The organism is Streptomyces albospinus, assembly GCF_014648695.1.
In the GTDB taxonomy this organism is placed as follows: Bacteria; Actinomycetota; Actinomycetes; order Streptomycetales; family Streptomycetaceae; genus Streptomyces; species Streptomyces albospinus.
This window is the reverse complement of sequence record NZ_BMRP01000006.1, coordinates 72040-99035: the sequence shown is the minus strand read 5'-3', so window position 1 is coordinate 99035 and position 26996 is coordinate 72040. Positions and strand designations below refer to the sequence as shown.

Annotated in this window: 17 protein-coding genes and 3 pseudogenes; 6 read left to right on the top strand and 14 right to left on the bottom strand. The window is 73.1% G+C overall.

The features are described 5' to 3' along the window. The 11 genes and pseudogenes from IEZ17_RS11075 to pgfA all read right to left on the bottom strand — a co-directional run bounded on the left by IEZ17_RS11075 (position 1) and on the right by pgfA (position 16541). Positions 1 to 1032: a rod shape-determining protein gene (locus IEZ17_RS11075; protein WP_189299004.1), complete on the bottom strand. Its 1032-nt coding sequence runs from the start codon at positions 1030 to 1032 to the stop codon at positions 1 to 3. 503 nt (positions 1033 to 1535) lie between these two features. Further along, complete coding sequence (locus tag IEZ17_RS11070; RefSeq protein WP_189299002.1) at positions 1536 to 2147, bottom strand: hypothetical protein; 612 nt, start codon at positions 2145 to 2147, stop codon at positions 1536 to 1538. Further along, entirely contained in the window at positions 2131 to 2961 is an 831-nt protein-coding gene (locus IEZ17_RS11065; RefSeq protein WP_189299001.1) for an FkbM family methyltransferase, read from the bottom strand. Before IEZ17_RS11065 ends, IEZ17_RS11070 begins: the two co-directional genes overlap by 17 nt. A 584-nt stretch (positions 2962 to 3545) precedes the next feature. Further along, a pseudogene (locus IEZ17_RS11060) lies at positions 3546 to 3746 on the bottom strand (Trm112 family protein); the annotation flags it as partial. A gap of 381 nt (positions 3747 to 4127) precedes the next feature. Next, a pseudogene (locus IEZ17_RS11055) lies at positions 4128 to 5006 on the bottom strand (DMT family transporter); the annotation flags it as partial. A 546-nt stretch (positions 5007 to 5552) separates the two neighbouring features. Next, positions 5553 to 6374, bottom strand: a complete 822-nt coding sequence (locus IEZ17_RS11050) for a class I SAM-dependent methyltransferase (RefSeq protein WP_189299000.1) — start codon at positions 6372 to 6374, stop codon at positions 5553 to 5555. Then, on the bottom strand, positions 6371 to 8128 hold the full coding sequence (locus tag IEZ17_RS11045; RefSeq protein ID WP_189298999.1) for a condensation protein: 1758 nt from the start codon (positions 8126 to 8128) through the stop codon (positions 6371 to 6373). The genes IEZ17_RS11050 and IEZ17_RS11045 overlap by 4 nt, the downstream gene beginning before the upstream one ends. Further along, the gene (locus IEZ17_RS11040; protein WP_229852147.1) at positions 8125 to 13428 is read right to left on the bottom strand and encodes an alpha-(1->3)-arabinofuranosyltransferase domain-containing protein; all 5304 of its coding nucleotides are present in this window, start codon (positions 13426 to 13428) and stop codon (positions 8125 to 8127) included. Before IEZ17_RS11040 ends, IEZ17_RS11045 begins: the two co-directional genes overlap by 4 nt. After that, positions 13425 to 14150 (bottom strand): class I SAM-dependent methyltransferase, encoded by a 726-nt coding sequence (locus tag IEZ17_RS11035; protein ID WP_189298998.1) that lies wholly within the window; start codon positions 14148 to 14150, stop codon positions 13425 to 13427. Before IEZ17_RS11035 ends, IEZ17_RS11040 begins: the two co-directional genes overlap by 4 nt. A gap of 8 nt (positions 14151 to 14158) precedes the next feature. Beyond that, positions 14159 to 15367, bottom strand: coding sequence for a glycosyltransferase family 4 protein (locus tag IEZ17_RS11030; protein WP_189298997.1), 1209 nt, complete (start codon positions 15365 to 15367; stop codon positions 14159 to 14161). Positions 15368 to 15542: 175 nt separating this feature from the next. Beyond that, positions 15543 to 16541, bottom strand: a complete 999-nt coding sequence (gene pgfA / locus IEZ17_RS11025) for a cell envelope lipid trafficking protein PgfA (protein ID WP_189298996.1) — start codon at positions 16539 to 16541, stop codon at positions 15543 to 15545. A 317-nt stretch (positions 16542 to 16858) separates the two neighbouring features. Between pgfA and IEZ17_RS11020 the strand changes: the two genes are divergently transcribed. Both IEZ17_RS11020 and IEZ17_RS11015 read left to right on the top strand, forming a co-directional pair. Beyond that, positions 16859 to 17005: a hypothetical protein gene (locus tag IEZ17_RS11020; protein WP_189298995.1), complete on the top strand. Its 147-nt coding sequence runs from the start codon at positions 16859 to 16861 to the stop codon at positions 17003 to 17005. Positions 17006 to 17168: 163 nt separating this feature from the next. After that, a complete protein-coding gene (locus IEZ17_RS11015; RefSeq protein ID WP_189298994.1) occupies positions 17169 to 18527 on the top strand; it encodes a PucR family transcriptional regulator in 1359 nt (452 codons plus the stop codon). A 29-nt stretch (positions 18528 to 18556) separates the two neighbouring features. On the opposite strand, the gene IEZ17_RS11010 is transcribed toward IEZ17_RS11015, so the two are convergent. Next, complete coding sequence (locus IEZ17_RS11010; RefSeq protein WP_189298993.1) at positions 18557 to 19489, bottom strand: TetR/AcrR family transcriptional regulator C-terminal domain-containing protein; 933 nt, start codon at positions 19487 to 19489, stop codon at positions 18557 to 18559. Between the two features lie 171 nt (positions 19490 to 19660). Between IEZ17_RS11010 and IEZ17_RS11005 the strand changes: the two genes are divergently transcribed. After that, the gene (locus IEZ17_RS11005; RefSeq protein WP_229852146.1) at positions 19661 to 21517 is read left to right on the top strand and encodes an MFS transporter; all 1857 of its coding nucleotides are present in this window, start codon (positions 19661 to 19663) and stop codon (positions 21515 to 21517) included. A 165-nt stretch (positions 21518 to 21682) separates the two neighbouring features. Here the strand turns inward: IEZ17_RS11005 and IEZ17_RS11000 are convergent, their stop codons facing one another. After that, the gene (locus IEZ17_RS11000) at positions 21683 to 22306 is read right to left on the bottom strand and encodes a mycothiol-dependent nitroreductase Rv2466c family protein (RefSeq protein ID WP_189298991.1); all 624 of its coding nucleotides are present in this window, start codon (positions 22304 to 22306) and stop codon (positions 21683 to 21685) included. Positions 22307 to 22504: 198 nt separating this feature from the next. Continuing rightward, on the bottom strand, positions 22505 to 23035 hold the full coding sequence (locus IEZ17_RS10995; protein ID WP_189298989.1) for a MarR family winged helix-turn-helix transcriptional regulator: 531 nt from the start codon (positions 23033 to 23035) through the stop codon (positions 22505 to 22507). An 87-nt stretch (positions 23036 to 23122) separates the two neighbouring features. Between IEZ17_RS10995 and IEZ17_RS10990 the strand changes: the two genes are divergently transcribed. The 3 genes and pseudogenes from IEZ17_RS10990 to IEZ17_RS10980 form a co-directional block, all read left to right on the top strand. Continuing rightward, complete coding sequence (locus tag IEZ17_RS10990; RefSeq protein ID WP_189298987.1) at positions 23123 to 24145, top strand: NADP-dependent oxidoreductase; 1023 nt, start codon at positions 23123 to 23125, stop codon at positions 24143 to 24145. Between the two features lie 653 nt (positions 24146 to 24798). Then, the gene (locus IEZ17_RS10985) at positions 24799 to 25227 is read left to right on the top strand and encodes an organic hydroperoxide resistance protein (RefSeq protein ID WP_189298985.1); all 429 of its coding nucleotides are present in this window, start codon (positions 24799 to 24801) and stop codon (positions 25225 to 25227) included. A 485-nt stretch (positions 25228 to 25712) separates the two neighbouring features. Further along, a pseudogene (locus tag IEZ17_RS10980) lies at positions 25713 to 26702 on the top strand (LacI family DNA-binding transcriptional regulator); the annotation flags it as partial. Between the last annotated feature and the right edge of the window lie 294 nt (positions 26703 to 26996).

The following is a 26996-nucleotide window of genomic DNA, read 5'->3' as shown; positions in this document are numbered from 1 at the left end:
CTAGGGAGCCATCGGATCGAGGTGCAGGGGCTGCACCTTGCCCTCGATCATGGCGCCCAGCCCCTGGACCGCGCAGGTGCCGGGCCGGTCCGCGATATGCACCGGCATCGTCGTCGCCTCGTGGATCATCGGCTCCAGGCCCGGGATCACCGCGCTGCCGCCGGCCAGCATGATGCCGCGCTCCCCGAGGTCGGCCACCAGGTCCGGCGGGCAGCGCCGCAGCACCGCCCCGATACCGTCGAGAATCGCGGTCAGCGGCGTGATGATCGCGCGCCGTACGCGCTCGGTGTCGACGTGCACGGAGCGCGCCAGTCCACTCACCACATCCCGCCCGTGCACCTCGGTGGTGCCCGGCGTCAGCTCACCGTTCCCGGCGAACATCAGATGCAGCGGGCGTACCGACTGGCCGGGCAGCATCAGCTCGTGGTGCAGCCGCAGATGCTGGATGACCGCGTGATCGATGGCATTGCCGCCCACGGGCACGGTCTCGGCGGCCACGATGGAGCCGAGGGACAGCACCGCGACCTGGGTGGTGCCCGCACCGCACACCACGATCATGGTCGCCTCCGGCTGCTCCACCGGCAGCCCGCAGCCGACGGCGGCGGCGACCAGCGTGTCGACCAGTTCGACCCGCCGGGCACCGAGCCCGGTGAGGGTCTCCACGGCCGCCCGCTGGGCCAGCGGCTCACTGCCGTACGGCAGGCAGACCGCCGCCCGCATGCTCGGCCGGCGCCGCCACGTCTTGCGCAGCTTGTCGCCGACCAGGTGGCGCAGCAGCCGCTGCGCCATGTCGATGTCCACGACCGTCCCGTTCGAGACCGGCCGGACCACCTTGATGTAGTCGGGGGTACGGCCGTCCATCACCTCGGCCTGAGCGCCGACGGCCAGCAGCGAGCCGGTACGGGTGTTGACCGCGGCGACGGTCGGTTCGTCGACGACCAGCCCCTGGTTCTTGACGTACACCCTGGTCCGGGCCGCGCCGAGGTCGACGGCGGCCGAGCAGCGCCGCAGTTGGGCGAGGCAGATGGTCATGGTGAATTCCTCCCCGATGGGCCGGTCTTGCCGTCCCCGATGGGCCGGTACTGGACGCAAGCGCCCGCACGGGAGCGCTCGTGCGCCATCCTCCGGGCCCGTTTCGCACCCCGCTCGTCGAGCGCGTCCGCTCGGGGGACGGAGGCGGGGGAAGCGCGCCGAAGGGGTGACGGGGCCGGCGGGGAGGCAGCGGGGGCGCTGGTGAGCCGGCGGGGAGGCGGTGGGGAGGTACGGCTCGGCGATTTCGCGTGCTCACGGCTCACGGGCTCACCGGCTCACCGGCCCGCCTGCCTACCCACCGACCCACCGACCCACCGACCCACCGGACACCTCCGTACCGGCTTACCGGCTTACCGGCTTACCGGTTTCCGGTCTTCCGGCCTATCGGCCTCCCGGGCCACGCCTTCACGGGCAACATTTCTGACGTCGCGTCACACCAGCGTCACGGCCGTCCCCGCCATCCCCCGTGCGTCGGCTCGCTCACGTCCACGCCGGCCTCCCCATCAGTCCACCCTCCGCTGGTACAGCCCCCAGGTGAACTCCGTGACGATGTCCCGTCGCTCCCCGTCCGGTCCGGGGGCGGTGCAGGCCAGCTGCCACCGGTTGGGGGCGCTGCCCTCCATCGGGCGGGCCGGGGCGAAGGCGCGGGCGACCTCGTCGACCGTGCACGACCACGGGGCGAGGTCCTCCGTCGTGCGGAGCGCAGGGGCGGCTGCGCCGGGCGCCCGTACCAGCCACGCGTTCCACACGGCGCCCCCTGGGGCGGTGAGGACCTCGAACCGCAGATCCGGCCAGAGGGGGACCGGCCAGGTCAGCGCCTCGCAGTTCAGATCGCCGATGCGGCGGCGGGTGACGGCTTCGGGGGCACCGAGCAGCGCACGGTACGGCTGGACGCCGGCCCGCGCCCGCGGGGCGTGCATCCGGGCCTGCCAACGACGGTTTGCCTCGCGCATCTCGGCCCGGGAGACGCTCAGTTCGCGGAGCGCGTCCTCGACGAGACCGGGCTGGTGGTCGGCCATCCGGCGCAGCAGTACGAGCTGGAAGGCGAGGGGGCCCGGCAGGTCGGAGGGGGTGGCGGAGCCGGCGGGCGGGTCATTGTCAGTGGCGGGGTTCATGATGGACATGGTCGCGGAAGGACGCCGCGGACGCGGCGGCCGGCGCGGAGGCGACGGGCCCGGGGCGGGCGCCGTCGGGGAGGAAGAGCACGGAATTGACGTAACGGCGGTGCGGGGCGAGGGAGCGCCTCAGCAAGCCGTGTTCGGCGACATGGGAGGTGCGGGACTGATGGGCGGGCAGATCGAAGTCGGCCAGCGGCAACCAGCGGTCGTGCGGCAGGACCCAGCCGCGATACCCGCGAGCGGCCGTCCACTCCAGTACGGGCGCGAGCGGCTGAATGCGTGTCTCCAACTCGACGAATAATGCGGGGAGTTCACGCTCGACGGTGCGTACCGCGCCGCGCAGTACTGCCAGTTCGCCACCGTCCACATCGATCTTGATGAGGGTGACGGCCGACAACTCCAGTGCGTCCAGGGGAAGGCAGGGGACGTCCAGGGCGGTGGTGTGCAGCTCACGGCGTACGAGCGAGGAGACCCCGCGGTCGCCACGGCCGCCCGGGGGCAGCCAGAGCGTGGCGCAACCGGCGTGATCCGTGGCCGCCGCGGAGACGACATCGACATGGGCGGGGGCGACGGAAGCTATCAGCCGGGCCAGATGGGGGACGGGCTCGATGGTGACGACCCGGTCCGCGCGCCGCGCCAGACGCCGGGTCCACGGGCCGTACCACCCGCCGACGTCCACGGCCGTCCCGCCCGCCGGACAGAAGTCCGCCAGCCGCCCGAGCTCCGGCTCGAACCGCGGATAGAGCCCGGCCGCCACGGCAGCCACCCACCGCCCCGGCAACCGCGGCCCCAACCATGCCGCCAACGTCACGACGCCGCCTCCGAGTCCACGGGGGCGGAGGCACCGGCCGGGGCGACGGGCACGGTGGGGTCGCTGGGAGCGGCGGTTCCGAGGGAGGTTCCGGGAGAGGTTCCGGGCGAGACGGCGTGGGTGCGGGAAGCCGTGAGACCCGGGGCATCAGGGGCATCAGGGGTACCAGAGCTACCAGGGGCACCAGGGGTCGCGGCATTGTCGTGGGCGGGAGCGGCAGGGTCCGTACGGGCAGGAGTGCCCGCGGGAGCGCCGGGGCGACCGCCGTCGGCGGCGCGGACTGCCTGACCGCGGTGCTCGTCGGGCGGGAGGCCGGCCCGGCCCCTGACCGCCGCTGCCTCCGGATGCCCGATACCGGCAGCCTCATCCGTGGGATGGCCGGCACGCACCACGTCCCGCTCGGAGTCCCCGTCGCCGTCAGAGGCCGGTGCGCCCTCGGAGCCGCTGTCACCCTCGGGGTCCCCGTCATCCCCGTAAGCCGCCCCCGCGTCGTAAGCCGCGCCCTCCTCGAACCCCGTACTCTCCTCCCACCCTGGGTCCGCCTCGAACCCCGCACTCCCCTCGAAGCCCGCGCGCTCCTCCGCGATCTGCCGCAGCACATGCTCATGTTCGGCGTCGGTGAGCTGCACACCGGAAGACGGAAGGAGTTGGGGGATGCCGTCGAGGATCGGGTATCGGCGCCGCAGCCGCGGGTTGTAGAGGGCGTCGTCCGGCGCAAGGAGGCAGAGTGGCCCTTTGTCGATCGGGCAGGCAAGAATCTTCAGCAGCGGATCATCGTGCTTCATGGCTCAACTCCGTTGTCTTGGCGGGGGATTGCGGGTCGAGACCGTGTGACGCCCGGTACGACCGATCGCCGCCCCCGGTGCTTCCGAAGGGCGCGGGGAGGCGGCGGCAGTCGGCGGGGCGGCAAAGGCGGCCGAAGTGCTGGCGCCATGGCCGGTCGAGGCGCCCACGCCAAGACCGGTCGAGTCGCCAACGGTGCGGCTGGTCGAGTCGCCCGCGGCGTGGCCGGTCGAGTCGCCCGCGGCGTGGCCGGTCGGGGTGTCCACGGTGTGGTTGGTCGGAGTGTCCACGGTGTGGCTGGTCGGGGTGCCCACGGCGTGGCTGGTCGAGGTGCTGGTGTCATGACCGGGCGAGGCGTCGCTGCTGTGACCGATCGAGGTGCTGGTGTCGTGACGGGGCAGGGCGAGGAGAACGGATAGCGCAACGACGGTGCCGCCCAGCCGTAATGCCAGCCGGACGGGGTTGGCGGGCAGCGGCTCGCCGAAGGTGACCGTGCCGCAGGCGACGGTGAAGACGCAGGTCACGGTGGAGCAGACGGGCACGATGACCGAGGCGCGGCAGCGTTGCAGGGCCGTCTGCGACAGAATCAGCCCCGTCGCTCCGGTGAAGAGCAGCAGATACGGATACGGCGACCTGAAGAGCGCTCCGACCGCGGCCGGGATGTTGTGGGCGCTGAGCAGCCCGGACACGCCCTTGATGGCGAGCGAGCTGACCCCGTAGAGCAGCCCGACCGCCACCCCGTAGGGGACGCCCGCGGTCGGCAGGCGATGCCGGCGCCGCGCCCGGCGCTCGGCGGAGCGGTACAGCAGCAGCCCCGCGCCCAGCGACGGCACGGCTATGGCGAGCAGTGTCGCGGGCGGTGCCGTCCGGGCGATGGCCTGCGCATCGTGGCCCTGTAACGAGGCGACGACCATCACCAGCGCGACCAGGATCGCCACGATGCTCTGCCGCTCCCGACCGCTGGTTCGCTCGCCCAGCACGACCGAGGACAGAAGCAGCAGCAGGACCAGACCCGAGACGAAGATGCCTTGTGCGGCGGCTATGGGGAGGGTGCGGTAGACGGCGAGTTGGGCGGCGAAGCCGGCGGCGAGGGCGAGTGAGCCGCCGATCCACAGAGGGCTGCTGAGGAGGTGGCGGACAACCCGGGCGGGCTGGCGGGTGCTGAGGGCGGGCAGCCCCGACAGGGCACGCTTCTCCAGCACGAAGCCCGTGCTGTACAGGACGTTGGCGAGCAGCGCGGATGCCACGCCCCACCAGAGCATCGCTCCACTCCCTTCTCTTGGCTTCTCTTCTCTTCGCTTGGCTTCTCTTGGCTTGGCTTCGCTTCTTTTGCTTCTTTCCTCTTCGCTTGTCTTCGGCTCGCCGGCTCGGTAGTTGGCCGGTTTCGTGGCGCTCCAGCTCGGTAGCTCTCCGGGATTCGGCCTTTGCTGCTTGTGCGGTGTGCGGTGTGCGGTGTGCGGTGTGCGGTGTGCGGTGTGCGGTGTGCGGTGTGCGGCACGTGCGGTGTGTGCTGCGCTTGGCGCGTTGGGCCTGGTGCGTTCGCCTGCTGGGCCTTCGGCCCGGGGGCTTGGGGCCTGTGGGGCCTGTTGGCTGTGCCCCTGCGTGCGTTGGGTGCGCTGTGCCTTGGCTGTCGGGGGCCGGGGGCCGGGGGCCGGGGGCCGGGGGCCGGGGCTTGGGAGCCTGTGTCTTGGGGGTTTGGGTTTGGGGTTTCTGGCTCTGTGCTTTGGGGGGGATCGCGGGTTGTGGCCTTGCCTTGTGGGGCCTCCTCTTACTCCGGCAACGATTACGGAGAGTAATCGGTTCCCAGGCTATCTCACTTTGCGTGGCGAGGGTGAGGGTGCGGGGGCTCGGCGGGCGTGGGCGAGGAGGATGGAGGCGAGGGGTGGGATGTGGCAGGCGGCGCGGTCCAACGGGCGTAGGGGGCGCGGGACATCGTGGTAGGGGGCGCCCGCGATGCGTATGACGTCGAAGCCGGAGGCGGTGAGGAAGCCGCGTAGCGCGCGGGCGGTGTAGAGGCGGAGGTGGCCGACGACCTGGGTGCCGGGGCGGCCGTGGATCGCGCGCAGGCTCACCTCCGAGAAGACGGGCTGGACGCCGGCGAGGAGGAGGCCGCGGTTGAACCAGGCGGCGAGGTTGGGGGTGGAGAGCATCAGGTGCCCGCCCGGGCGGAGTACTCGGCGGAGTTCGTCCAGGGCGGCGTCGGGGTCGACGAGGTGCTCGATGACCTCGCTGAAGAGCACGGCGTCGGCGGACCCGGTCGCGAACGGAAGCCCTCCGTCGGTGAGTTCGCCGCGTACGACGGTGGGAATGCGGGTCGCGGCGCGGCGGAGCGCGTCCTGGGACCAGTCGACGCCGATGATGCGGTGGCCGGCGAGGGGCGCCGCCGCGGTGGCGGCTGCGGTGCCGTCGCCGCAGCCGATGTCCAGGACGGTGGCGGGTGGCTGCCCCGCTCGTACGGGGCCCAGGGCGCGCGCCAGTAGCAGCGCCTGCCGTCGGCTCCGGGCGTCGCCGGAGGCGACCGGGACGGAGGGGTTCTCGTAGAAGTCCCGCAGTCCGGAGGGGGGATGGGAGGTGGTCGGAGCGGAGGGGGTGGAGGGGGCGGTGCGGGTGGTGGGGGGTGGCGGGGTCATCGGGCGCCTCCTTCGGGCGCGGTCGGGGGCGGTGCGGGAGTGGGGGGCGTGGGCCAGGCAGTGGCGGCGAGGGAGGAACGGAAGAGGGCGGCCAGGCGGGTGGCGGCCGGAGTGTCGAGGAGGGCGTGGGACCAGCGCAGCGCCAGTTGGATCCGGTTGCCGACCGAGACGGTGGTGACGGTCAGTCCACGGGGCATACGGGCGGGGGCGGAGAACCATACGGCGGTTGCCCGGCCGGCGTCGCCGAAGTCCAGTGGGTAGGGGATGCGGCCGATGTTGGAGAGGAGCGTGGTCGACGTCCAGGGGGCGGCGGCGGAGCGGAGTGTGCGGGTGAGGGCGCCGCGTAGGCCGACGGGGAGTGCGGGGGTGGTCAAAATGGTGCCCGACAGCCCTAGTTGGGAGCCGGGTGCGGACTTCAGGGCGCGGGTACGGGCGGCCGTATGGCGCAGCAGGCGGGACACCGCGGCCGGGTCGGGCGGGTCGGCGGTGAGGAGCGCGGCGTCCCGGTGTCCGGCGTTCCCGTGTCCGGCGTCCCGGTGTCCGGTGTCGCGGTGTCCGGCGTCCGGTCCGAAGCCGACGGAGACCAGTCTGGTGCCGTTGCCGATGGGCATATCGGTACCGCGTGGCCGGTCGTCGACGGGCATGGTGACGACGACCGGGGCGGTGCGGCGGCCGTGCAGCCGGTTCCAGCGGGCCGTCATCAGGTGGGTGGCGACCAGGAGTTGGTCGTTGACCGTGTACGGGGGCGGGGCGTCGGGCGGGCCGTCGGCGGTGCGTGGCGGACGGGCCGGGACGGGGAGTTCGATGAGCAGCATGCCGTTGCTGGTGCCGTTAACGGTGCCGCCGTTGGCGCCATAGCCATTGCCATTGCCATTGCCATTGCCATTGCCATTGTCGGTGTCGGTGTCGGTGCTGGTGCTGGTGCTGGTGGTGTTGGTGTGGTCGGGGGTTATGCGGGCGGGGCGGGTCAGGGGGTGGGTGGGGCCTGGGGGCGGCGGTATGTCGTCGTCGGGGGTGGGGTGGTGTGTAGTGGGGCCGGGTGTGCGTACGGGGGGTGGGGCGGGGGAGTTGTCGGCGCCGCCGTACAGCTCGGCGGTGGTGGCGAGTACGCGGAGGCAGGCCGGGCCGTCCAGCGCGGTGTGGTTGATGGTGAGGAGCAGCACGGTGCCGGCCGTCGCGCCCGGTTGTGCGGTGTGCTCGACGACCTCCAGGCGTACGGGCGGCGAGAGGTGCAGGGGCGGGCAGTGGGCCAGGGCGCGTGCCCGGGCGTGTTCGAGGGCGTCGGGGTCCGGAGGGGGGAAGGCGACCGGGTCGACGTCGGGGGTGGCGGTGAGCTGCCAGGTGTAGTGGCGGTGCCACCAGCGGGCCGGGGCCTGGCGCATGAGGATGCGGGGATGCCGGGCGAGCGCCTGGTGGAACGCGGTACGCAGCCGGCCGTGATCGATCCGGCCGGGGAGATGCACCTCGATGTGTACGGTCTCCGGTTCGCCGTCGGCCAGGCAGTGCCGGGAGATCTCGTCGACCACGGGGAAGGGGACATGGGCGATGGCGGGTTGGGGGGTGGGAAGGCCGGGGGCGGGGGAGAGCCCGGCGGGGGTACGGAGCGGGGCGTGCGGGGGCTCGGAGGGCGAGGCGGAGGGACTGCTGGACGGCTCACCGGGCGGGTCGTTGTGTGTGACGTCGGACGGGGCGCAGCCGGGGTCGTCGGGCAGGGCGCTGGGTGGGTCGTGCGGGGCCGGTTGCAGTGCGGTCATCGGGCGGTGTCCTCCCCGTTGTCGGCCGGTCGTGCGGGGTCTGTCGGACGACCCGGCCCGTTCCTGTCCCCGTTCCTGTTCCGGCTTCTGTTCCGGTCCCCGTTCCGGTCCCCGTTCCGGCTCCTGTCCCCGTTTTTCCTGTTTGTGCTCGCGTTCCCGTTCCGGTCCGCCTTGCCGTTGGCGCTCGCGTTGCGATGCGCGTTCCCGTTCGCATTTCCGCTCCGGTTCCATTTGCGGTTCGTGGTGCCCTTCCGGTTCGTGGTTCCGTTCCGGTTCGTGTTGCCGGGCCCGGGGGTGGGGCCGGGCGCCGGGTTCGGGCCGGGGGACGGGGCGGAGTCAGGCCCCGGGGCGGGGCGCTGGTACGGGGCGGCCCAGGAGGGGCCGGCGCCGGGAGTTCGCCCGCGGGCCGAGATCGGACGCCCGGCGCGGGCGGTCGGGCCGGCGGGCGGACCCGTAGGGGAGGTGGTTGAGGGACCGTCAGGACTGGCAGCAGCCGTAGCAGGTGGACGTGGAGAGGGGCGGGGGGACGGGCCAGTCGAGGATGCGTGGGTCGGCCGGTCGACTGGCCCGCCGGTCTGTGCGGCGGCTCCCGGAGCGCTTCCGGGGCCACCGTTCGCTGCCGCGCCCGATCCACTCGGTCCGCTCAGGCCGCCCCATCCGGCCAACCTGCCCAACCCACCTGATCCGCCCAACTCTCCCAACTCACCCAACTCGCTTGATGTGCCGGGCAATTGGCCGTCAGGGCTGCCGTCGGGCGCCCCCGCCCACCCATCGGCACCCGCACCCACGTCCCCATCCCCATCCACGTCCCCATCCGTCCTCGCCTCTCCGCCCCGCTCACGTCGCGGCAGCGGCGGACGAACCGTTGATGGTGCAGACCGTGCAGACGGCGCAGACGGCGCTGGCAGATCGGACGGAGCAGACGGTGCAGACGGTGCGGCGGGCGCAGTGCCGGCGGGCCCGACTGGTGGCCTGGGTGTGTGCGAGGCGGTTGACGGGGTCGGGACCGTTACCACGGCTGCTGTCAGGGCGAGCAGGGCGAGGGCCTGGGCGGTGGTGCTGAAGGCTCCGGTGTGTTCGGCGACGGGGTGGCCGGCGCCGAGGGCCGCGGTGATGCCGGCGCCGAGCATGGCCACGAAGGCGAGGGGTGTCAGCACGTGTGGCCGGTAGCGAGCCGCCAGGGCCAGGAGCGGCACGATCACCGCGTACGGGCCGGCCGCCATGGCGACCACCGCGGTCAGGGCGAGGGCACCCAGGACCCAGGAGGGGTCGTGCGGTGGTTGCGGGGCGGGCGGTGGGGTGTGCGGGGTGCGGCGGATGAGGGCGGCGGCGATGAGCAGGGCGACGCCCAGCGCGCCGCCGATGAGGCCCAGGTCGTAGAGGGTGGCCGGGGCGTAGGTGAGTTCGACGGTGCCGCCGGCGCCGGCCGGGACGAGGAACGCCTGCTGCCAGCCGTCCAGGCGGAGCGGGGTCAGGTCGTGGCCGTTGAGGGTGGCGTGCCAGCCGTCGTTGGCGTTCTCGTGCATCTGGAGGTAGGCGGCCTGGCCGGAGCCGATGGTGACGGTGCGGTGGTCTCCCGTCCACTTCTTGGCGGTGACCGGACGTGCGGGATCGGTGGCGGACGAGGGGTCCGCCGGGGAACCGGCGGAGCTTCCGTCCGCGGATCCCCCGGCTCCGGCCCCGGCCCTGTCCCCGGCCTGAGCCGAGTCCGCGGCCCGGTCCCCGGTCCCGGCCGTACTCCCCTTGATCGCCGTACCGGCCTTCCCTCGCTCCAGCACCACGTCCGTCAGGGCCAGGGGGCCCTGGTCGCCGGCCTCCACGCGGTGGCGGCCCGAGGGGAGGAGGAGACGGCCGTCGGGGGCCTCGTCGGCGCAGAGTCGGACGGTGATGGGGCGGCGATCGGTGAGGTCGCGGACGTAGCCGCTGGCCTTGGTGGCGTGCAGGGTGCCGTCGACGGCGAGCATCGGGCCCTGGCCGCAGGCGAGGGAGAAGCGTTTGCCGGGGTCGGGGCGCGGGGTGCGGTAGGAGTCGAGGGCGGGGATGTAGATCTCGCTGAGACCGACCGGGAGTTGCAGGGGTTGGCCGGCGACGGGGTTGTTGAGGGTGAGTTCCTTGACCTTGCTGATGGTGATGTCGAGGCGGTCGGTGGTGATCGGGTCGAAGCGGGCCTGGCCGTTCTCGTCGACGCCCGCGGTGGCCGCCCCGTAGGGGGAGTTGATCAGGATCTGTTCGGGGCGGGTGGAGATGCCGCCGGCCGCGGCCAGCACGATCTGGTCGATTATTTTCTTGCCGGGCCAGCGCAGGTGGACGGTGGGTCTGTCGCCGGCGATCCAGGCGGTGGTCAGGTCGCCGTCGACGAGGTTGCGGGGACTGAGGGACTGCCCGAAGCCGAAGCTGGTGGAGTCGGCGGTGGCGGTGATGCGGTCCTTCTGGTCGGGGGCGATGCGGTCCAGCAGGTGGTCGAGTTCGGGGCCGGGGACGGCCAGTGCCTTGCCGGTGACGGTGTACGAGGAGCTGCGGTCGGTGAGGAACTGGCGGTGGAGTCCGACCTCGGCGGAGACGGGGGACAGGCCGCCGGGGTCGCTTCCCCGGTGGAGGGACACGGTCTGTGAGGGGGAGTCGGATGCGGTGGCGTCGGTGGGGAGTTGGAGGAGCCGGGTGACCTGGACGCCGGGGATGGAGATCTCGGAGAAGCCGGCGCCGGAGAGTCCGGCGCGCGGGGTCTGCGAGCCGAGGATGGTGAGTTTGAGCCAGGTCGCCTTCCCGGGTGGGGCGGCGATCTGCTGGCGGGTGCCGTCGGGGCGGAGCGGGCTGTCGGCGCTGCCGCGGTCGGTCTGGATGCGTACGGAGGTGGGGGCGGCGCGCAGGCCGTCGCCGGGGAGGGGGGTGACGGAGAGGGTGGTGGGGATGTCGGTGGGCTGGGTGAAGGCGATGCGGATCCACTGGCCCACGGGGTTGCCGGCGCTGCCTTCGGCCCAGGCGGTGTCCGGGTTGCCGTCGAAGGCGTTGACCGGGTCGTACTGGGGCAGGTGGAAGAGCCAGTTGCCGCTGGTGGAGGCGGTGACGGAGGCGGCGCCGCGGAGGACGGCGGTGGTCTGGTGCTCGATGCCGGTGGTGGGCAGGATCTGCCGGGGCGGGCGGCCGGGGTCCTGGACGCTGTCGGGGTGGTTGCGCTCGTCGGCGGTGTACGTGTACGAGGTGTTGCTGTTGACGAGGCCGAAGCGGGTGTCGGCGCGGCGCAGGCCGTCGGCGGTCAGTTGGAGCGGCGGGGTGCCGAGCCCGGGGTGGCGGTCGCCGGTGAGGACGGTGGGCCGGTCGCGGAGGGTGGGGTCGGCGGACAGCTGGAGCAGGGATTCGGGGCCGCCGCTGAGCTGTGCGGTGCCGGCGACGGCTTTGGCGGTGACCGGGCCGGGTTCGGGGATGCCCTGGGGCCGGTAGATCTCGACGGAGCGCTGGCGCGGGTAGAGGCCCTGGATCTGGACGGGGGCCTCGGCGGGGATCCGGCCGCTGGTCGTCAGCGGGCCGAACGCGGCGACCTTGCGGTAGCCGGACGCCTCCAGGGTGCGGGTGACGGTCCGCGGGGGGACGTAGCCGATCTGGTCGGGGTCGAGGTCGTTGCGTACGACGACGTCGTGGATGCCGGCGCGGTCCAAGTAGTCGCGCAGGCCGGGGACTTCGGCGCCGGTGAGGAGGGCCTGTTCGACGGCGTCCAGGGCGCGGCGGGAGCCGGGGGTGCCGAAGGGGACGAAGTCGCGCTGTGCCCAGGGGGAGCGGGCGAGGACGTCGAGGGGTTCGTCGATGGGGGAGCCCCAGGTGTAGATGCCGTGGGCGGTGGCGGGGACGACCAGGGCGCGGCTGTGCGGGGTGTGGGCGGCCAGCCAGCCGGCGGTCTGCCGCCAGTAGGCGGGCAGTTGGGTGAAGGCGCCGGGCTGGAGGACCGTGCCGTTCAGGTACGGCAGGGCGAGCGCGGGCAGGACGAGCAGTGCGACGGCGGCGGGGAGGATGCGGCGGCCGGGGAGTCCGCGGGCGCGGTGGCGTTCGGGGCCGGGCCGCCGGGCGCTGCCCAGCAGGTGGGCGAGGCCCAGGGCGAGCGCGAGGGCGAGGCCGGGGGTGAATTTGTAGATGTTGCGGAACGGGCGGAGCCAGCCGTTCAGCCAGTCCTGCCAGACGCCGTGGACGGGGCCGCCGAGCGCCCCGCCGTAGCCGGCGAGGGCGATCAGGGCGACGGTCAGGGTGGTGAGCAGCAGCCAGCGCCGTTCGGGCAGGTTGCGGCGGGCCAGGCCGGCGAGGCCGAGTGCGGCGGCGAGTGCGGAGCCGAGGACGGCGAGGGCGTTGGCGGTCAGGGTCCAGCCGGCGGGCAGCCAGGGTTTGCCGAAGTTGAGGTAGCCGACCCAGTTGCCGGCGCCGCGCAGCATCTCGGTGGCGGACATGGTGCCGGTGGTGGTGTCGGCCTGTTCGATGAACGGCATGAAGTTCTCGCCGTGGATGCCGAGCAGGAGCAGCGGGACCACCCACCAGGCGGTGGCCAGCACGACGCCGGGCAGCCACCAGGCGAGCAGTGCGCGGCGGCGCCGCCCGGTCCGGGAGAGCAGGTACAGCAGGGCGGGCAGCAGGGAGGCGAGGGTGGAGGCGGCGTTGACGCCACCCATGAAGGGGATCAGCAGTGCCGAGCGGGTGGCCGCGATCCGGGCGCCGGTGCGCGGGTCGGTGAGCGGCAGCAGGACCCAGGGCAGCAGTGCGCCGGGCAGGGCGGCGGCCGAGGTGGAGCCGATGACGAGGGTGAAGGTGGGCCACAGGGCGTAGCAGGCGGCGGCGAGGGTGGGGGCACTCCCCCAGCTACCTCTGGGGGCACCCCCACTCAGCGGTAGCGGGGTGCCGAAGCGGAGCCGTTCGGCGAGGCGTAACGCGCCCCAGAACGCGGCGGTGACGATCAGCGACATCCACAGCCGCTCGGCGATCCAGATGGGCAGGTGGACGAGGTGGGTCAGGCCGTAATACGGGAGGGTGGGGAAGGCGTAGCCGAAGTACTGGTCGGCGATGCCGCCGAACCCGGCGCGGTCGTGCCAGAGTTGGCCGAGGTCGCCGAGGAACGCCCAGGGGTCGGTGGTCACCCCGAGTTTGGTCTCGAAGGTCATCCTGCCGGGGGCGGGGGCCAGGAAGCCCGCCAGGACGGCGGCCCAGAACGCGAGGAGCCGGCGGCGCCGCCGGGGCCCGCCGGGTGGCGGGGCGGGGGCGGTGGCCGGGTTGCCTCCGGCGTCCGGCGTGCCCGGTGACAGGGACATCTTCAGCGTCTGGGTCATGGCAACCGCCGGAGGATGAGGAGGAGGTTCCAGGTGGCGATCTCGCGGACGCCCGGGAGGCGGGGGATGGCCTCGGCGAGGAACGGGGCGTACCGGGAGCGGGCGGTGACGACGGCGACGTCGTCCCGGGCGCGTACCTGGCGCAGGGTGGTGCCGATGTGGACGGCGAAGAGGTTCTCGCCGAGGGTGTGTTTGGCGGGCCTGCCGGTGCGCCGCCGGTAGCGCGCACGGGCCCGTTCGGCGCCCAGGTAGTGCCAGGGCGCGGTCTCGTGGCCGCCCCAGGGGGACAGCCAGTTGGTGAACGCCACGTAGATCAGGCCGCCGGGGCGGGTGACCCGGACCAGCTCGCTGAGGAAGGTCTGAGGGTCGGCGACGTGTTCCAGGACGTTGGAGGAGAAGCAGACGTCGGCGGCGCCGTCGGCCAGCGGCAGCAGGTAGCCGTCGGCGACCACCGCTCCTTCGGGGGCGTGCCCGCGGGCGGTGAGTTCGGCGGTGTCGGGTTCGAAGAGGTAGCCCTGGGCGCCGCGGCGGCGGAACTCCTCGGTGAAGTGGCCGCTGCCGCCGCCGACGTCGGCGACCACCGCGCCGTTCAGCGGGACGTACCGTTCGACCTGGTCGGCGGCGTCGCGGGCGAGCAGCCGGTAGCAGTGCTCCGGTTCGGTCTGTTCGCGCAGGAAGGCGCGGAAGAGGGCGTAGGACCTGCGCAGCGAGGGGTCGCGCACGGCGGGCCTCACCGTCCGGGCAGGGTGTGGAGGAACGCCTCCGCGGCGACCGCCCGGAAGCTGCGGACGGTCCGGCTCCATCGGAAGCGGGCGGCGCGCTGCGCCGCGGCCAGGCCGAGGGCGTTCCGCCGCCGGGCGCTGAGGGCGAGGGTGCACCAGTGCGCGGCGAAGGCGCTCTCGCCGCGCGCCAGCAGCCCGGTGACACCGTCCTCGACGGAGTCCCGCAGCCCGGGGATGTCGAAGCCCACGGCGGGTGTCCGGCGGGCGGCGGCCTCCATCACCACCAGGCCCCAGCCCTCGACGAGCGAGGGGTGCAGCAGCAGCCAGGCGGAGCACAGCAGTTGGTGTTTGCGCTGTTCGGAGATCCGCCCGGTGAAGGTGACGTCCGGGCCGGCCTGGGCCGCCAGGCGGTGCCGTTCCGGTCCGTCGCCGACGATCACCAGCCGGCCGCCGGTCACCGGCCGCACCCGTTCCCACAGCCGCATCAGCAGATCGATCCGCTTGTACTCGACGAGCCGCCCCATGGCCAGGAACAGCGGCTCGGGGGCCTTGGGGGCGAGCGGTCCCGGTTCCGCAACGCCGTTGTGGACGAGCCGGATCCGGTCCGGGGCGACGCCCAGTTCGTGCAGTGCGGACGCGGTGGAGCCGGAGACGGCGACCATCAGGTTGCGGCGATGGGTGCCGGCCAGCGCCCAGTGCTCCAGGCGGCGGCCGAGCCGGGCCGCGGGCGCCGGGTAGCGCATCCCCCACAGGTCCGTGTGGACGTGGTTGACCAGGCACAGCGTCGGGCCGCGGTGCCACAGCGGCGCCAGGTACGGCATGCCGTTGCAGACCTCGACCAGCAGGTCGCAGTCCCCGACGCGGCGCGCCAACTGGCGTGGTGCGCGCAGGAAGTGGGCTGCGTCGCCGCCCGCGGACACCACCCGGTAGCCGCGTTCGGAGGCGGGCCCGCCGCACAGCAGGGTGACGTCGTGGCCGTAGGCGGTGAGCCCTTCGGCGATCCGGTGCACCAGCAGTTCGGAGCCGCCGGCGGCGGGGTTGCCCATATCGCGGCGGGCCAGGAAGACGATGCGGCGGGGGAGCGGGGGTGCGCCGGCGGACGGGGCAGCGGCCGGCGCGGGGGATGCGGGGGGGGCGGGGGGTGCGGGTGGTGCGAGCGGGCCCGGCGCGGGGGGAGCAGCGGGCGGGGCGGGGGAGGCGGGGACATGCTGGGGCATGTGCGATCCAACTCGTCTCAGGGTGCGGTACCTGCGGTGGGGGGACGTACTGCCTGCTGAGTCGTGCGGGTCGTGCAGCGTGTGGGAGGCACAGTTTTCGCCGACGGCCCGGCGGCGGCTACTCACCGGGATGACAAAATCCGGTCCGATCCAGGCCGCCTGTTCATCACTTCGCTCAGATCCGGCCACCCGGCCGTCTGCCCCGTGCGACCAGCAGTCCGCCGGCCAGCGCGAGCACCCCGCCGGCGACCGCGGCGCCCGCCGGCAGCGTCCGGCTCACCAGCGCCAGCTTGTCGCTGTCCGCCTTCGCCAGCCCGACCTGTGCGCGCTGTGTGGCGGGGGTGAACTCCAGGTCGTGGCCGTGCAGCAGGGTGACCGCGTCGTTGCGGGAACCGGGCGCCCGCAGCGTCTTCAGAGGGGAGATCGACGCGTCGATGATCCGGCCGGTGCGCGGCTCGACGGCCAGGGTGATCCCGGAGTTGGCGTACCACTCCTCGGCCTGGATCTGCCCCTGCTCCGGCCGCCCGACCAGCCGTCCGGGCACCTGCCGGCTGCCGGTCCGGGCGGCCGGCACGGTCCCGGTGAAGCGGTAGCCGGGGTAGCCCTGCACCCGTGTCGTGCCGGCGAAGCGGAGCGGGACGGCGGCGCCCAGCGTGTCGTCCCACCAGCGGTAGGTCTTCTTCTGCACGTCGAAGGGGAACTTGAGGTAGGCGTCCCCGTCGTAGCGGCCGGGGGCCTCGCCGCAGCAGTGCACCGGGGCGTTGCTGCGCCGGTCGGTGACCCAGCGTCCGGTGGTCCACTGGAACGCCCGGCGCGGGTCCTTCAGAGCCAGCGTCGGCGGGGTGTCGACCGTCGTGGACACGTCCCAGACCGCCCGCCCGCTCTTCTCGCTCGCCGCGACATCGCCCAGCACATGCCGGGTGATGGTGATCCGCTGCCCGTTCCTGGTGGTCAGCGAGCCGGTGTCGAAGTAGCTGCCGGTCCCGGTGAAGACGGTGGTGACATCGACGTCGACCGGGGTGACCGCCGCCCGCGGCGTGACGTACCGGACCAGCAGCGGGGCCAGGACCAGCAGGAACACCCCGACGCCCAGGAGGATCAGCGACAGCGGCGAGGCGGTGCGGGGGGTGCCGGGGGCGGCGGTGGCCGCCGCGGGGTTGCCGGATTCACGCATACGGGCACTCCTGGAAGCGGTGAGGGGAACACGCCCTGGTGCACGTGCGGCGCCGCGGCGCGGCGCCATGGGGCGGGAACGTAAGCGAACCCTTGACAGCGCGTCAATGCCCTTCCACACTCGGCAGGCACCCCGACCGAAGGGGCGCCGCGCTGTGGGAACGCGTCGCCGCCGCCGGTCGATTGAGCCGTGAGGCCGCCCCCTGAGGGCCGCTGTGGCCCGGGCCGTACGCCCGGGTCGTGCCGTGCCGTGTGGCCCGCCGTGCCCCCTCACCGACGTACTCCCGTCTCGGCTGCCGACGAAGGGATCGCCGCGCCATGCACCGAACGCTCGCCGCCGCACTGACCGCGCTGGCCGCCGCCGCCCTGGCCGTCGGCGCCGCGCTGGGCCTCGTCGCCGCCCTGGAGGCCGCCCCCGAGCAGCCGAACGTGCCGCTGGTGACGTTCGACCGGACCGGCGAATAGGCGGGCCGGGCGTGCTGACGAAGGCAGGGCGGGCCGGGGAGGAGAGCAGGGCGCGGACCGGTTCCTGTCGTGGAACTCCCGCCGTCCGCCGGCCGGCCGGCGGGAGTTCGGCGACGGGACCCGGCGCCGCCGGGGAGCCGGGGATACCGGGGAGGGCCGGGCCGTGGTGACCGCTGTCCGCTCGGCGTGGCGGGAGGTGCCGCCCTACCAGGTACGGCGGTTCGCCGCGCTGGCGATGGAAGAGGTGCCCGCGCTGGCCCAGGACATCCTCCGGGAGATCCGCCGGGAGTACCCCCAACTCCCCCTGGTTCACGATGAGTTCGGGGAGCCGCGCGCACTGGTGGGGATCCGGCAGTCGCTGGAGCACTTCGTGGCCCATATGACCGTCGGCCTGGACCGCCCGCACGTCCATCCGCGCGTCTTCCAGGAGTTCGGCCGCGGCGAGGGCATGCAGGGCCGCAGTCTGGACGTCCTCCAGGCGATCTACCGGCTCGGCGTCCGGCTCGCCTGGCGGCGGCTCGCCGAGATCGGCCAGCAGGTCGCCATCCCGGCCCCCGCGATGTACGAGCTCGCCGAGTCCGGCTTCGAGTACCTCGACGGCCTGGTCGCCGAATCCGTCCGCGGATTCGCGGAGGCCGCCGCCCGCCAGGCGGGGGAGCGGCTCCGGCTGCAACGCCGCCTGATGGAGCAGCTGTTCGCCGGCGCACCTCCGGGCACCGGCATCGGCCGGCGGTACCGCGGGCCGGGCGGCGGCACACCCGGGCACCGGCCGCCGGCCCCGGCCGCCGGCGACCCTCCCCCCGTCTCCCTTCCGCCACCGGGCTCCCGGCATCTCCCGGGCAGGGGGAACCTCCACGACCAGGGGCATCCCCACGCACTGCTCGCCGAATGCGCCGCGCGGATCGGCTGGCCGCTGCCCGAACGGGTCGCCGTGGCGGTGCTGCTGCGTCCCGCCCGGGACGCGGTGGCGCCCGCCGTGGCCGACGGCGTGCTGCTCGACATGGAATGCGAACGGCCCAGGATGGTGGTGCCGGAACCGGACGCCCCCGGCCGGCGGGAGCTCCTCGCCCGGGCGGCGGCCGGCTGGTCGGGCGCCATCGGCCCCGCCGTACCGCTGACCGACGCCGCGAAGTCGCTGCGCTGGGCCACCGCCGCGGTCGACCTGATGGAGCGCGGACTGCTGCCCACGGGCGCACTGCTCCAGTGCACCGAGCACACCGAGGCGCTGGTCCTGCTGCCGCCCGAGGAGCTGATCGAGGACCTGACCCGCCGCCGGCTCGCCCCCCTGGAGCGGTGCGGCCCCACCCACGGCCGGCGGCTCGCGGAGACCCTGCTGGCCTGGCTGGAGACCCGCGGCGGCGCCCCCGAGGTCGCCGCCCGGCTCGGGGTCCACCCGCAGACCGTGCGCTACCGGCTGCGCCAGATAAGGGAGTTGTGGGGCACGGACGTCGACGACCCGGACCGCCGCTTCGAACTGGAACTGGTGCTACGGGCCCGGCGCCTCCGCGGCGAACTCGGCTGACCCGGCACCCCACCGGCCCCCACCCCGCCCTACTTCCCCCGCTCGATCAGCATCCCCATCCCGTCCAGCATCCGCGCCAGCCCGAACTCGAAGATCGTGTCCAGCGTCACCGCGTTCTCCGCGGCCCCGTCGACGCCCGCGTACATGGGGTACGCACCGGACCGCACGATGCTCTCGAACGCCGGCTCCATGGCCGCCATCCACTGGCCCTGGTCCATCCCGGTCTCCTGCTCGGCCTCCAGATCGTCCTCGAACCCGGCGGCGGTGGCCCGCACATGGTTCAGCAGCGTCACCGCCATGTGGATCAGCGTCAGCGGATCGACCCCCTCGACCCGCGCCATGGTCCACTCGATCAGCGCCATCGCCCGCGGCATCGGCTGCGGCCGGCTGATCGACAGGTACTGCGCCAGCCACGGGTGCCGGTGGTAGAGCGCCCACTGCAACCGCGCGCCCGCCTCCATCCGCTCCCGCCAGCCCATCGGGGCGGGCTCCGGAAGCCGTACGCCGGCGAACGCGGCCTCCGCCATCAGCAGCACCAGCTCGTCCTTGTTGGCCACATGGCGGTAGAGCGCCATCGAGGACACCCCGAACTCCGCCGCCACCCGGCGCATCGACAGTGCCCGCAGCCCCTCCGCGTCGGCGACCTTGAGCCCGGCCCGCACGACTCGCTCGCGGTTCAGCCCGCTGTCCGTCTCCCGTGCCCGCCGCTCCCTCGGGGCGTCACCGCGCGCGGCCCGCTGCGGTTCGGCGACCACCGTGCCCACGCCGGGGACGGTCCGGACAACTCCCTCCTGCCGCAGGGCGGTCAGCACCTTCGTCGCGGTCGCCATCGCGACCCCCCACTCCCGGGTGATCCGCCGGGTCGACGGCACCCGGTCGCCCGGCGCCAGTTCACCGGCGTCGATACGGCCCCGGATCTCCTCGACGATCCGGCGGTAGGGCGGCGGAGCGGACTGGTCCACGAGGCAACCTCCGTACTAGTGCACCAACGGTCCTGAGGCCCCCCGAGCCTACCAGCGCCCCCCCATCTCACCGCCCCGCCATCCCGCAGTGCACTAGTGTGACGAACCCCCAACTCTCCTTCCCCTCCTATCGTTTGCGCCGTAAACACCCCCTGCCTACGCATGGCCGCCATGACGTTTACCCCGTACACGCCTCCGGCGCCGGACGCACCCGCCCCGAAGGCAGGACGCCGCGAATGGCTCGCCCTCGCCGTCCTGCTGCTGCCCTGCCTGCTCGTCTCCATGGACGTCTCGGTCCTCTACTTCGCGGTGCCGTTCCTGACCGCCCAACTGGAGCCCAGCAGCATCCAGCAGCTGTGGATCCTCGACGTCTACGGATTCGTCCTCGCCGGCCTGCTGATCACCATGGGCGCGCTCGGCGACCGCATCGGCCGCCGCCGGCTGCTGCTCACCGGCGCCGCCCTCTTCGCCCTCGCCTCCGGACTCGCCGCCTATGCGCAGAGCGCCGACATGCTCATCGCCGCCCGCGCCCTGCTCGGCGTCGGCGGCGCGACCCTGATGCCCTCCACCCTCGCCCTGATCCGGAACCTCTTCCACGACGCCACCCAGCGCGGCAAGGCGGTCGCCATCTGGTCGGTGGCGGTCACCGGCGGCATCGCGATCGGCCCGGTGCTCAGCGGGGTACTCCTGGAGCACTTCTGGTGGGGCTCGGTCTTCCTGGTCAACACCCCCGCGATGGCGCTGCTCCTGATCTGCGGCCCGCTGCTGCTCCCGGAGTTCAGGAACCCCGCGGCCGGCCGCTTCGACCTCCCCAGCAGCGCTCTCTCCCTGGCCGCCATGCTCCCCGCCGTCTACGGCATCAAGGAGATCGCCCGCAACGGCGTGACCGCACCGCCGGTCGCCGCCCTGGTCGTCGGCCTGCTCGCCGCCCTCGCGTTCGTCCGCCGGCAGCGCACCGCCCGCCACCCGATGCTCGACCTGGAACTCTTCCGGCACCGCGGCTTCAGCGGCTCGATCCTGATGAACCTGCTGGCGATGTTCGCCGTCGTCGGCTGCGCGGTGTTCTTCACCCAGTACCTCCAGTCCGTACGGGGCATGAGCCCCCTGGAGGCCGCGCTGTGGAACCTGGTCCCGACCCTCGCCGTCGGCGGCATGGCACCGCTGTCCGCCGCACTCGCCCGACGCATCGACCGGGCGTACGTCATCACCCTCGGCTTCGCCCTCGCCGCCGGCGGCTTCATCTGGCTGTCCTGGTTGGAACCGGCCTCGCCCCTGTGGTTGGTCCTGGCCGGTTCCGCCGTCTACGCCTCCGGACTGGTGATGGTCATGTCCCTCGGCAACGAACTCGCCATCGGCGTCGCCCCACCGGAGCGGGCGGGCTCCGCCTCGGCACTCCTGGAGTCCGGCACCGAACTGGGCGGCGCCCTGGGGATGGCGATCCTGGGCAGCATCGGCAGCGCCGTCTACCGCGGCGACATCGGCGGCGCACTGCCCCCCGGCCTCCCGGCCCGCGCCGCCGACGCCGCCCGCGAAACCCTCGCCGGCGCCACCGCGGTCGCCGCCCACCTCCCCGGCCGGATCGGCGCGGCCCTGCTGACCGCCGCCCGCACGGCCTTCACCCACGGCCTGCACGCCGCCGTCCTGTGCGCCGCCGCCGTGATGGCCGCAGCCGCCGTCCTGGCGGTGACCCTCCTACGGGGCGTACGGACAGCGGCGGTTGCGGGAGACGGCGCCCCCGGGGATCCAGCTGCGGCGGACGGCCCAGCGGCAGACGGCCCAGCGGCGGATGGCCCAGCGGCGGATGGCGCTGCCGGGAACGGCGCCGGATGGTCGGGGGAGGACGCCGGGAAAGCCACCGGCACACGAGCGGTGGGCACACGAGCGGCGGGGACGGGAGCGACAGGTGCGGGAGCGACGGGAGCGGCAGGTACGGGGCCGGCAGGTGCGGGAGCGACCGGGCCGGCATCTTCCGTAACGGGAGCCCCCACCTCTGGGACGCTCAACAAGCGCCACACTCAACAGATGTGACGACCAGTCAACTCAACTAGCCGGCTGAGGTGAGCTCACCTCACCTCACCTCACCTCGGCTCAGCTCACCTCACCTCAGCTCAGCTCAGCTCAGGTCAGGTCAGGTCAGGTCTCCTCAACTCTCCTCGACTTGGCTGCTTTCAGGCGGGCCGCCCCGCCGGCCCCTCAACTGAAATCGAACTCCCCGGTGCGGGTCCGCTTCAGCTCGAAGAACTTGTCGTAACCGGCGAGCAGCCGGGCGCCGTCGAAGACCCGCACCGCGTCCTCACCCCGCGGGATCGCCATCAGCACCGGGCCGAAGAACGCGACCCCGTCGATGTGGATCGTCGGCGTGCCGACGTCCTCGCCGACCGGGTCCATGCCCTCGTGGTGACTCTTGCGCAGCGCGTCGTCGTACGTGTCCCGACCGGCTGCCTGCGCCAGCTCGACGGGGAGCCCGACCTCGGCCAGCGCCTCCTCGATGACGGCCGCGGTGTCCTCGCGGCCGTTGTTGTGGATACGGGTGCCGAGCGCGGTGTACAGATCCCGCAGCACCTCCTCCCCGTGCTCCTGGGCAGCCGCGATGCACACCCGCACCGGGCCCCAGCCCTTGTCCAGCAGCTCGCGGTACCTCTCGGGAAGGTCCTCGCGGCCTTCGTTGAGCACGGACAGGCTCATGACCCGGAAACGCAGATCCAGGTCGCGGTGGCGCTCGACCTCCAGGATCCAGCGGGAGGAGATCCAGGCGAACGGGCAGATGGGGTCGAAGTAGAAGTCAACAGTGTGGCGGGTGTTGCTCTGGAGCGTCATGCCGACCAGATTAGAACGCCACCGGCCCAACCGCCTGGGACACTCCACCGCAGAAACCCTGGGCCAATTCCCGCACCGCCGACCGCGGCCACCACCCCCGATCCCCTGCCGGTGAGCCCTTCCCGGTGAGCCCCTGCCGACCGGAGACCTCCGGCCGGCAGGGGCTCACCGGGAGGAACACATCGCCCCCGCCACCTCCTACCGAGCCTTCTCCCCCTTCTCCCCCTTCTCTGCCTTCTCCCCCTTCTCTGCCTTCTCTGCCTTCTCTGCCTTCTCCGTCTCCCCTGTCTTCTGCGACGGCTCGGGATCGATGCCCAGCATCCGCTGGAGGAGCTGCTTGAGCAGGGTGCGCTCGGCGACGGTCAGTTGCCCCAGTGGCTCGCGGGCGAAGTCCAGGGACGCCCGCAGCCGTTCGGCCGTCCGCGTGCCCTCGGCCGTCGGGGCGGCCAGCTTGACGCGGCGGTCGGCCGGGTCCGGGCGGCGCTCCACCAGACCGCGGGACTCCAGGCGGTCCACGATGCCGGTCACATTCGACGGCTCGCACTTCAGCCGCTGGGCGAGCCGGCGCATGGGCAGTGGCTCCGCGGCCAGCAGGCTGAGCAGCCGGGCCTGGGCGCCGGTGAGCGAGTGCTCGGCCGCGGCGTGCTCGTACTCCTCGTGGAAGCGGACGACGACGGTGCCGATCAGGTCGACGACGTCGACGGTCAAGGGGTCTGGGCGCGGGGTCATACACGCCAGGATACCCAATTGCTTGACAGCGTGAAATATCGATGCGCATGATTGTTTCAGGTACTGAAACATTTGGAGGATCAGCTCATGTCCGCATCGCTGCCCACGATCAGCCGCGAATGGCACCTCGTCGCCCGCCCGCAGGGCTGGCCCACCCCCGACGACTTCGCGCTCCGCGAGGCCGCGCTGCCCGAGCTCGCCGACGGCCAGATCCTCGTCAAGAACTCCTACTTCTCCGTCGACCCGTACATGCGCGGCCGGATGAACGACGTGAAGTCCTATGTCCCGCCCTTCCAGCTCGACCAGCCGATGGACGGCGGCGCGGTCGGCGAGGTCCTCGCCTCGCGCGCCGAGGGCATCGCGGTCGGCGATCACGTCCTGCACGGCCTCGGCTGGCGCGAGTACGCGGTCGTCGACGGCAGCCGCGCCGCCAAGGTGGACCCGTCGCTCGCCCCGCTGACGGCTTACCTCGGCGTCCTGGGCATGCCCGGCCTGACCGCGTACGCGGGCCTGCTGGAGGTCGGCTCGTTCAAGGAGGGCGAAGCCGTCTTCGTCTCCGGCGCGGCCGGTGCGGTGGGCAGCGAGGTCGGCCAGATCGCCCGCCTCAAGGGCGCCTCCCGGGTCATCGGCTCCGCCGGCACCGACGAGAAGGTCAAGCTCCTGGTGGAGGAGTACGGCTTCGACGCCGCCTTCAACTACAAGAACGGCGATGTCACCCGGCAGCTCAAGGAAGCCGCCCCCGACGGCATCGACGTCTACTTCGACAACGTCGGCGGTGACCACCTCGAAGCCGCCATCAGCGCGCTCAACGTCCATGGCCGAGTGGCCGTCTGCGGCATGATCTCCATGTACAACGCCACGGAGCCCAGCCCCGCCCCGCGCAACCTCGCCATGGTCATCGGCAAGCGCCTGCGCCTCCAGGGGCTCCTGGTCAGCGACCACTCCGCGCTGCGCCCCCAGTTCGTCGAGGAGGTCTCCGCCTGGATCCGCTCCGGCGACCTGAAGTACGACGAGACCAAGGTGCAGGGCATCGAGAACGGTGCCGAGGCATTCCTGGGCCTGCTCCGCGGCGACAACACCGGAAAGATGATCGTGAGCCTCGCCGACTGAGACTCCTTCCGCCGGCCGCGAGCCGCGAGCCGTGCGTCCTCGGCTGTTGGCTCTGTCCGCCGCCCGGCGCCTCGCCGCCGGGCGGGGCCGGACCCAACAGCCCGTCACCGGACGGGCGTTGGACGGCCGAATGGGAGGCGGCGGGAAGCGGCATGCGGCGCGCGGCATGCAGCACGCGAAGGTGAGGAGAAGCCGACGACTCACGGCGGGCTGTCCGTCGAGTGCCGACTGCCGACGTTCCGCTGACCACGGTCCGCACAGCGCTGCCCGCTGCCCGTCGGTGGCCTGCCACCGGCTAGCGGCTCCGGTTACCGGGTCCGACTGCCGGTTGCCTGCTGCTGACCACCGGCTGTCGTTGCCGGCTACCGGCTACCGGCTACCGGCTACCGGCTACCGGCTACCGGCTACCGGCTACCGATTGCCGTTGCCCGCTGTCGGCTGCTGATTCCGCGGACTGCGGACTGCGGACTGCGGACTGGTGACTTGTTGGGTGGTGACTGTTGGGTGGTGGGTGGGGTTGGTGGGCGGGGGGAGGCAAGAAGTCTGCCTGCGACTCTGTGAGCCTCGCCTCCCTCCTCCCCGCCCGTTAGGCTCAGCGGCAAGCCGTCGCGATCCGTGGGCGCGAGTCGCGGCGAACTACAGGAGGATTCGGTATGTCCATCCAGACCGTCGACGTCGTCTACACCGCCGTCGCCACCGCTGAGAACGGCCGCGACGGCCGCGTCGCCAGCGACGACGGCAAGCTCGACGTCGTCGTCAACCCGCCCAAGGAGCAGGGTGGCAGCGGCGCCGGCACCAACCCGGAGCAGCTCTTCGCGGCGGGCTACAGCGCCTGCTTCCAGGGCGCGCTCAGCGTCGTCGCCCGCCGGGAGAACGCGGATGTCTCCGGCTCCCGAGTGACCGCCAAGGTCGGCATCGGCAAGACCCCGGACGGCGGCTTCGGCCTTACGGTCGAGATTTCCGCTTCGATTCCCAACGTCGACGCGGCCACCGCCAAGGACCTCGTGGAGAAGGCGCACCAGGTGTGCCCGTACTCCCACGCCACCCGAGGCAACATCGACGTCAAGCTGACCGTCGCCTGACGCGTCGAGCCGACCGTCGCCTGATGTGAGGGCGCGTGGCCGCGTTCGCCGCGTACAGCGTGCAGAAGTCGAGGGCCGTACCCCAGTGGGTGCGGCCCTCGGCCGTTCCGCCGTGGCGCGCCCCTGAGCCGGTAGCCGGTAGCCGGTAGCCGGTAGCCGTGCGGTCGATGTGGCCGTCGTGACAACGCCTGACGCACCCTCTGTGACGCAGGCAACAATCGCGGAGTCTTGACGCGGCCGCCGTGTAATCGATTACGTAGGGCCTCGCGAAACCGCGCGTAATCGATTACACGGGCTCCTTGATCGCGTACTCGCCGAACTCGCCGAGCAGGCAGGCAACGAGCACGCACGCAACGAGTACGCACCCATCGAGCACGTACGTATCGATCGCGCCGGTCGCCGGGACCGCCTCGCGCGTTCCGGGCGGATCGCATGGGCAGGTCGACGGCGACCAGCACACTCACCGACAGGACGGCAACGGCGCCATGGCGAACATCAAGGATGTGGCAGAGCGGGCGGGGGTCTCCGTCGCCACCGTCTCCCGGGTCCTCAACGGCAACAGCCCGGTCGCGGAGACCCGTGAGCGGGTGCTCGCCGCCGTACGGGAGCTGGGCTACCGCCCCAACAACGTCGCCCGCGCCCTGCGCACCGCCCGCACCGGCGCGCTCGGCCTGGTCATCAGCGACCTCACCAACCCGTTCTTCACCGAGCTCGCCGACGCCGTCGAGGACGCCGCCCGCAGCCTCGGCTACAGCCTGGTCATCGGCAACGCCGGCGAACGCCCCGAGCAGCAGGACGACTACATCCGCACCCTGCTCGACCGCCGGATCGACGGCCTGCTGGTCAGCTCGGCCGGTACCGGTTCGGCGATGCTCCGCGAGGTCGTCGCCTCCGGCACCCCGCTGGTCCTGCTGGACCGCACCGTGCCCGGTATCGACGCCCCCTGCGTCCGCGCCGACGGCCGTGCCGCGCTCACCGACCTCGCCGCCCACCTCGCCGCCCTCGGCCGCCGCCGCCCCGCGATCATCGTCGCCCCGGCCGGCACCCCCACCGGCGACGAGCGCCTGGAGCTCTTCCGTGCGGCACTGGCCGCGCACGGCATCCCGCTGCCCGACGAACGTGTCGGGGCCTCCCTTGACCTCCAGCACACCGGCGGCCGGCGGGTGATGAGCGACTTCCTCGACCTCCCCGAACCGCCGGACGCGGTGCTGGCCACCGACAACCTGATGGCGCTCGGCGCGATGGACGAACTGCGGGCGCGCGGGCTGCGCGTCCCCGATGACATGGCGCTGGTGGTCTACGACGACGTGCCGTGGTTCGCGCACACCGATCCGCCGCTGACCGCCATCGCCCAGCCGACCCGCGACCTGGGCAGGGCCGCGGTGCAGGCCCTGCTGGAACGTATCGAGGGCCGGCCGGCCGCAACGGTGTTGCTGCCCGCCCGACTTGTCACGCGCCACTCCTGCGGCGAGCCGGTCACGGAGCAGCCGGTCGGCGGACCGGCCAACCGGCAGTCCGCCGACGGCCCCGCCTCCGGCCGGCCCGGCGACGAGCCTGCCGCAGGCCGGTCCGCCGACGGCTCCGCCCCCGGCCGGAACGTCGGCCGACCGGCCACCGAGCAATCCTGCGACGAGCCGACCACGGGCCGCCCCCGCGGCGGGTCGCCCACCGTCTGACCCCTGCCCGCGCTCCCGCCCACCGACCGCCCCGGCCCCGCGCGGCCGAGCCACTGACGGGTCCACCCCGCCCACCGACCGGGTCCACCCCGC

What these genes read in the sequence shown, in the direction of transcription:
- IEZ17_RS11075 (WP_189299004.1), bottom strand. Translation starts at nt 1,032, where the DNA reads ATGACCATCTGCCTCGCCCAACTGCGGCGCTGCTCGGCCGCCGTCGAC.
- IEZ17_RS11050 (WP_189299000.1), bottom strand. Translation starts at nt 6,374, where the DNA reads ATGACCCCGCCACCCCCCACCACCCGCACCGCCCCCTCCACCCCCTCC.
- IEZ17_RS11045 (WP_189298999.1), bottom strand. Translation starts at nt 8,128, where the DNA reads ATGACCGCACTGCAACCGGCCCCGCACGACCCACCCAGCGCCCTGCCC.
- pgfA (WP_189298996.1), bottom strand. Translation starts at nt 16,541, where the DNA reads ATGCGTGAATCCGGCAACCCCGCGGCGGCCACCGCCGCCCCCGGCACC.
- IEZ17_RS11070 (WP_189299002.1), bottom strand. Translation starts at nt 2,147, where the DNA reads ATGAACCCCGCCACTGACAATGACCCGCCCGCCGGCTCCGCCACCCCC.
- IEZ17_RS11000 (WP_189298991.1), bottom strand. Translation starts at nt 22,306, where the DNA reads ATGACGCTCCAGAGCAACACCCGCCACACTGTTGACTTCTACTTCGAC.
- IEZ17_RS11005 (WP_229852146.1), top strand. Translation starts at nt 19,661, where the DNA reads ATGACGTTTACCCCGTACACGCCTCCGGCGCCGGACGCACCCGCCCCG.
- IEZ17_RS10985 (WP_189298985.1), top strand. Translation starts at nt 24,799, where the DNA reads ATGTCCATCCAGACCGTCGACGTCGTCTACACCGCCGTCGCCACCGCT.
- IEZ17_RS11030 (WP_189298997.1), bottom strand. Translation starts at nt 15,367, where the DNA reads ATGCCCCAGCATGTCCCCGCCTCCCCCGCCCCGCCCGCTGCTCCCCCC.
- IEZ17_RS10995 (WP_189298989.1), bottom strand. Translation starts at nt 23,035, where the DNA reads ATGACCCCGCGCCCAGACCCCTTGACCGTCGACGTCGTCGACCTGATC.
- IEZ17_RS10990 (WP_189298987.1), top strand. Translation starts at nt 23,123, where the DNA reads ATGTCCGCATCGCTGCCCACGATCAGCCGCGAATGGCACCTCGTCGCC.
- IEZ17_RS11020 (WP_189298995.1), top strand. Translation starts at nt 16,859, where the DNA reads ATGCACCGAACGCTCGCCGCCGCACTGACCGCGCTGGCCGCCGCCGCC.
- IEZ17_RS11040 (WP_229852147.1), bottom strand. Translation starts at nt 13,428, where the DNA reads ATGACCCAGACGCTGAAGATGTCCCTGTCACCGGGCACGCCGGACGCC.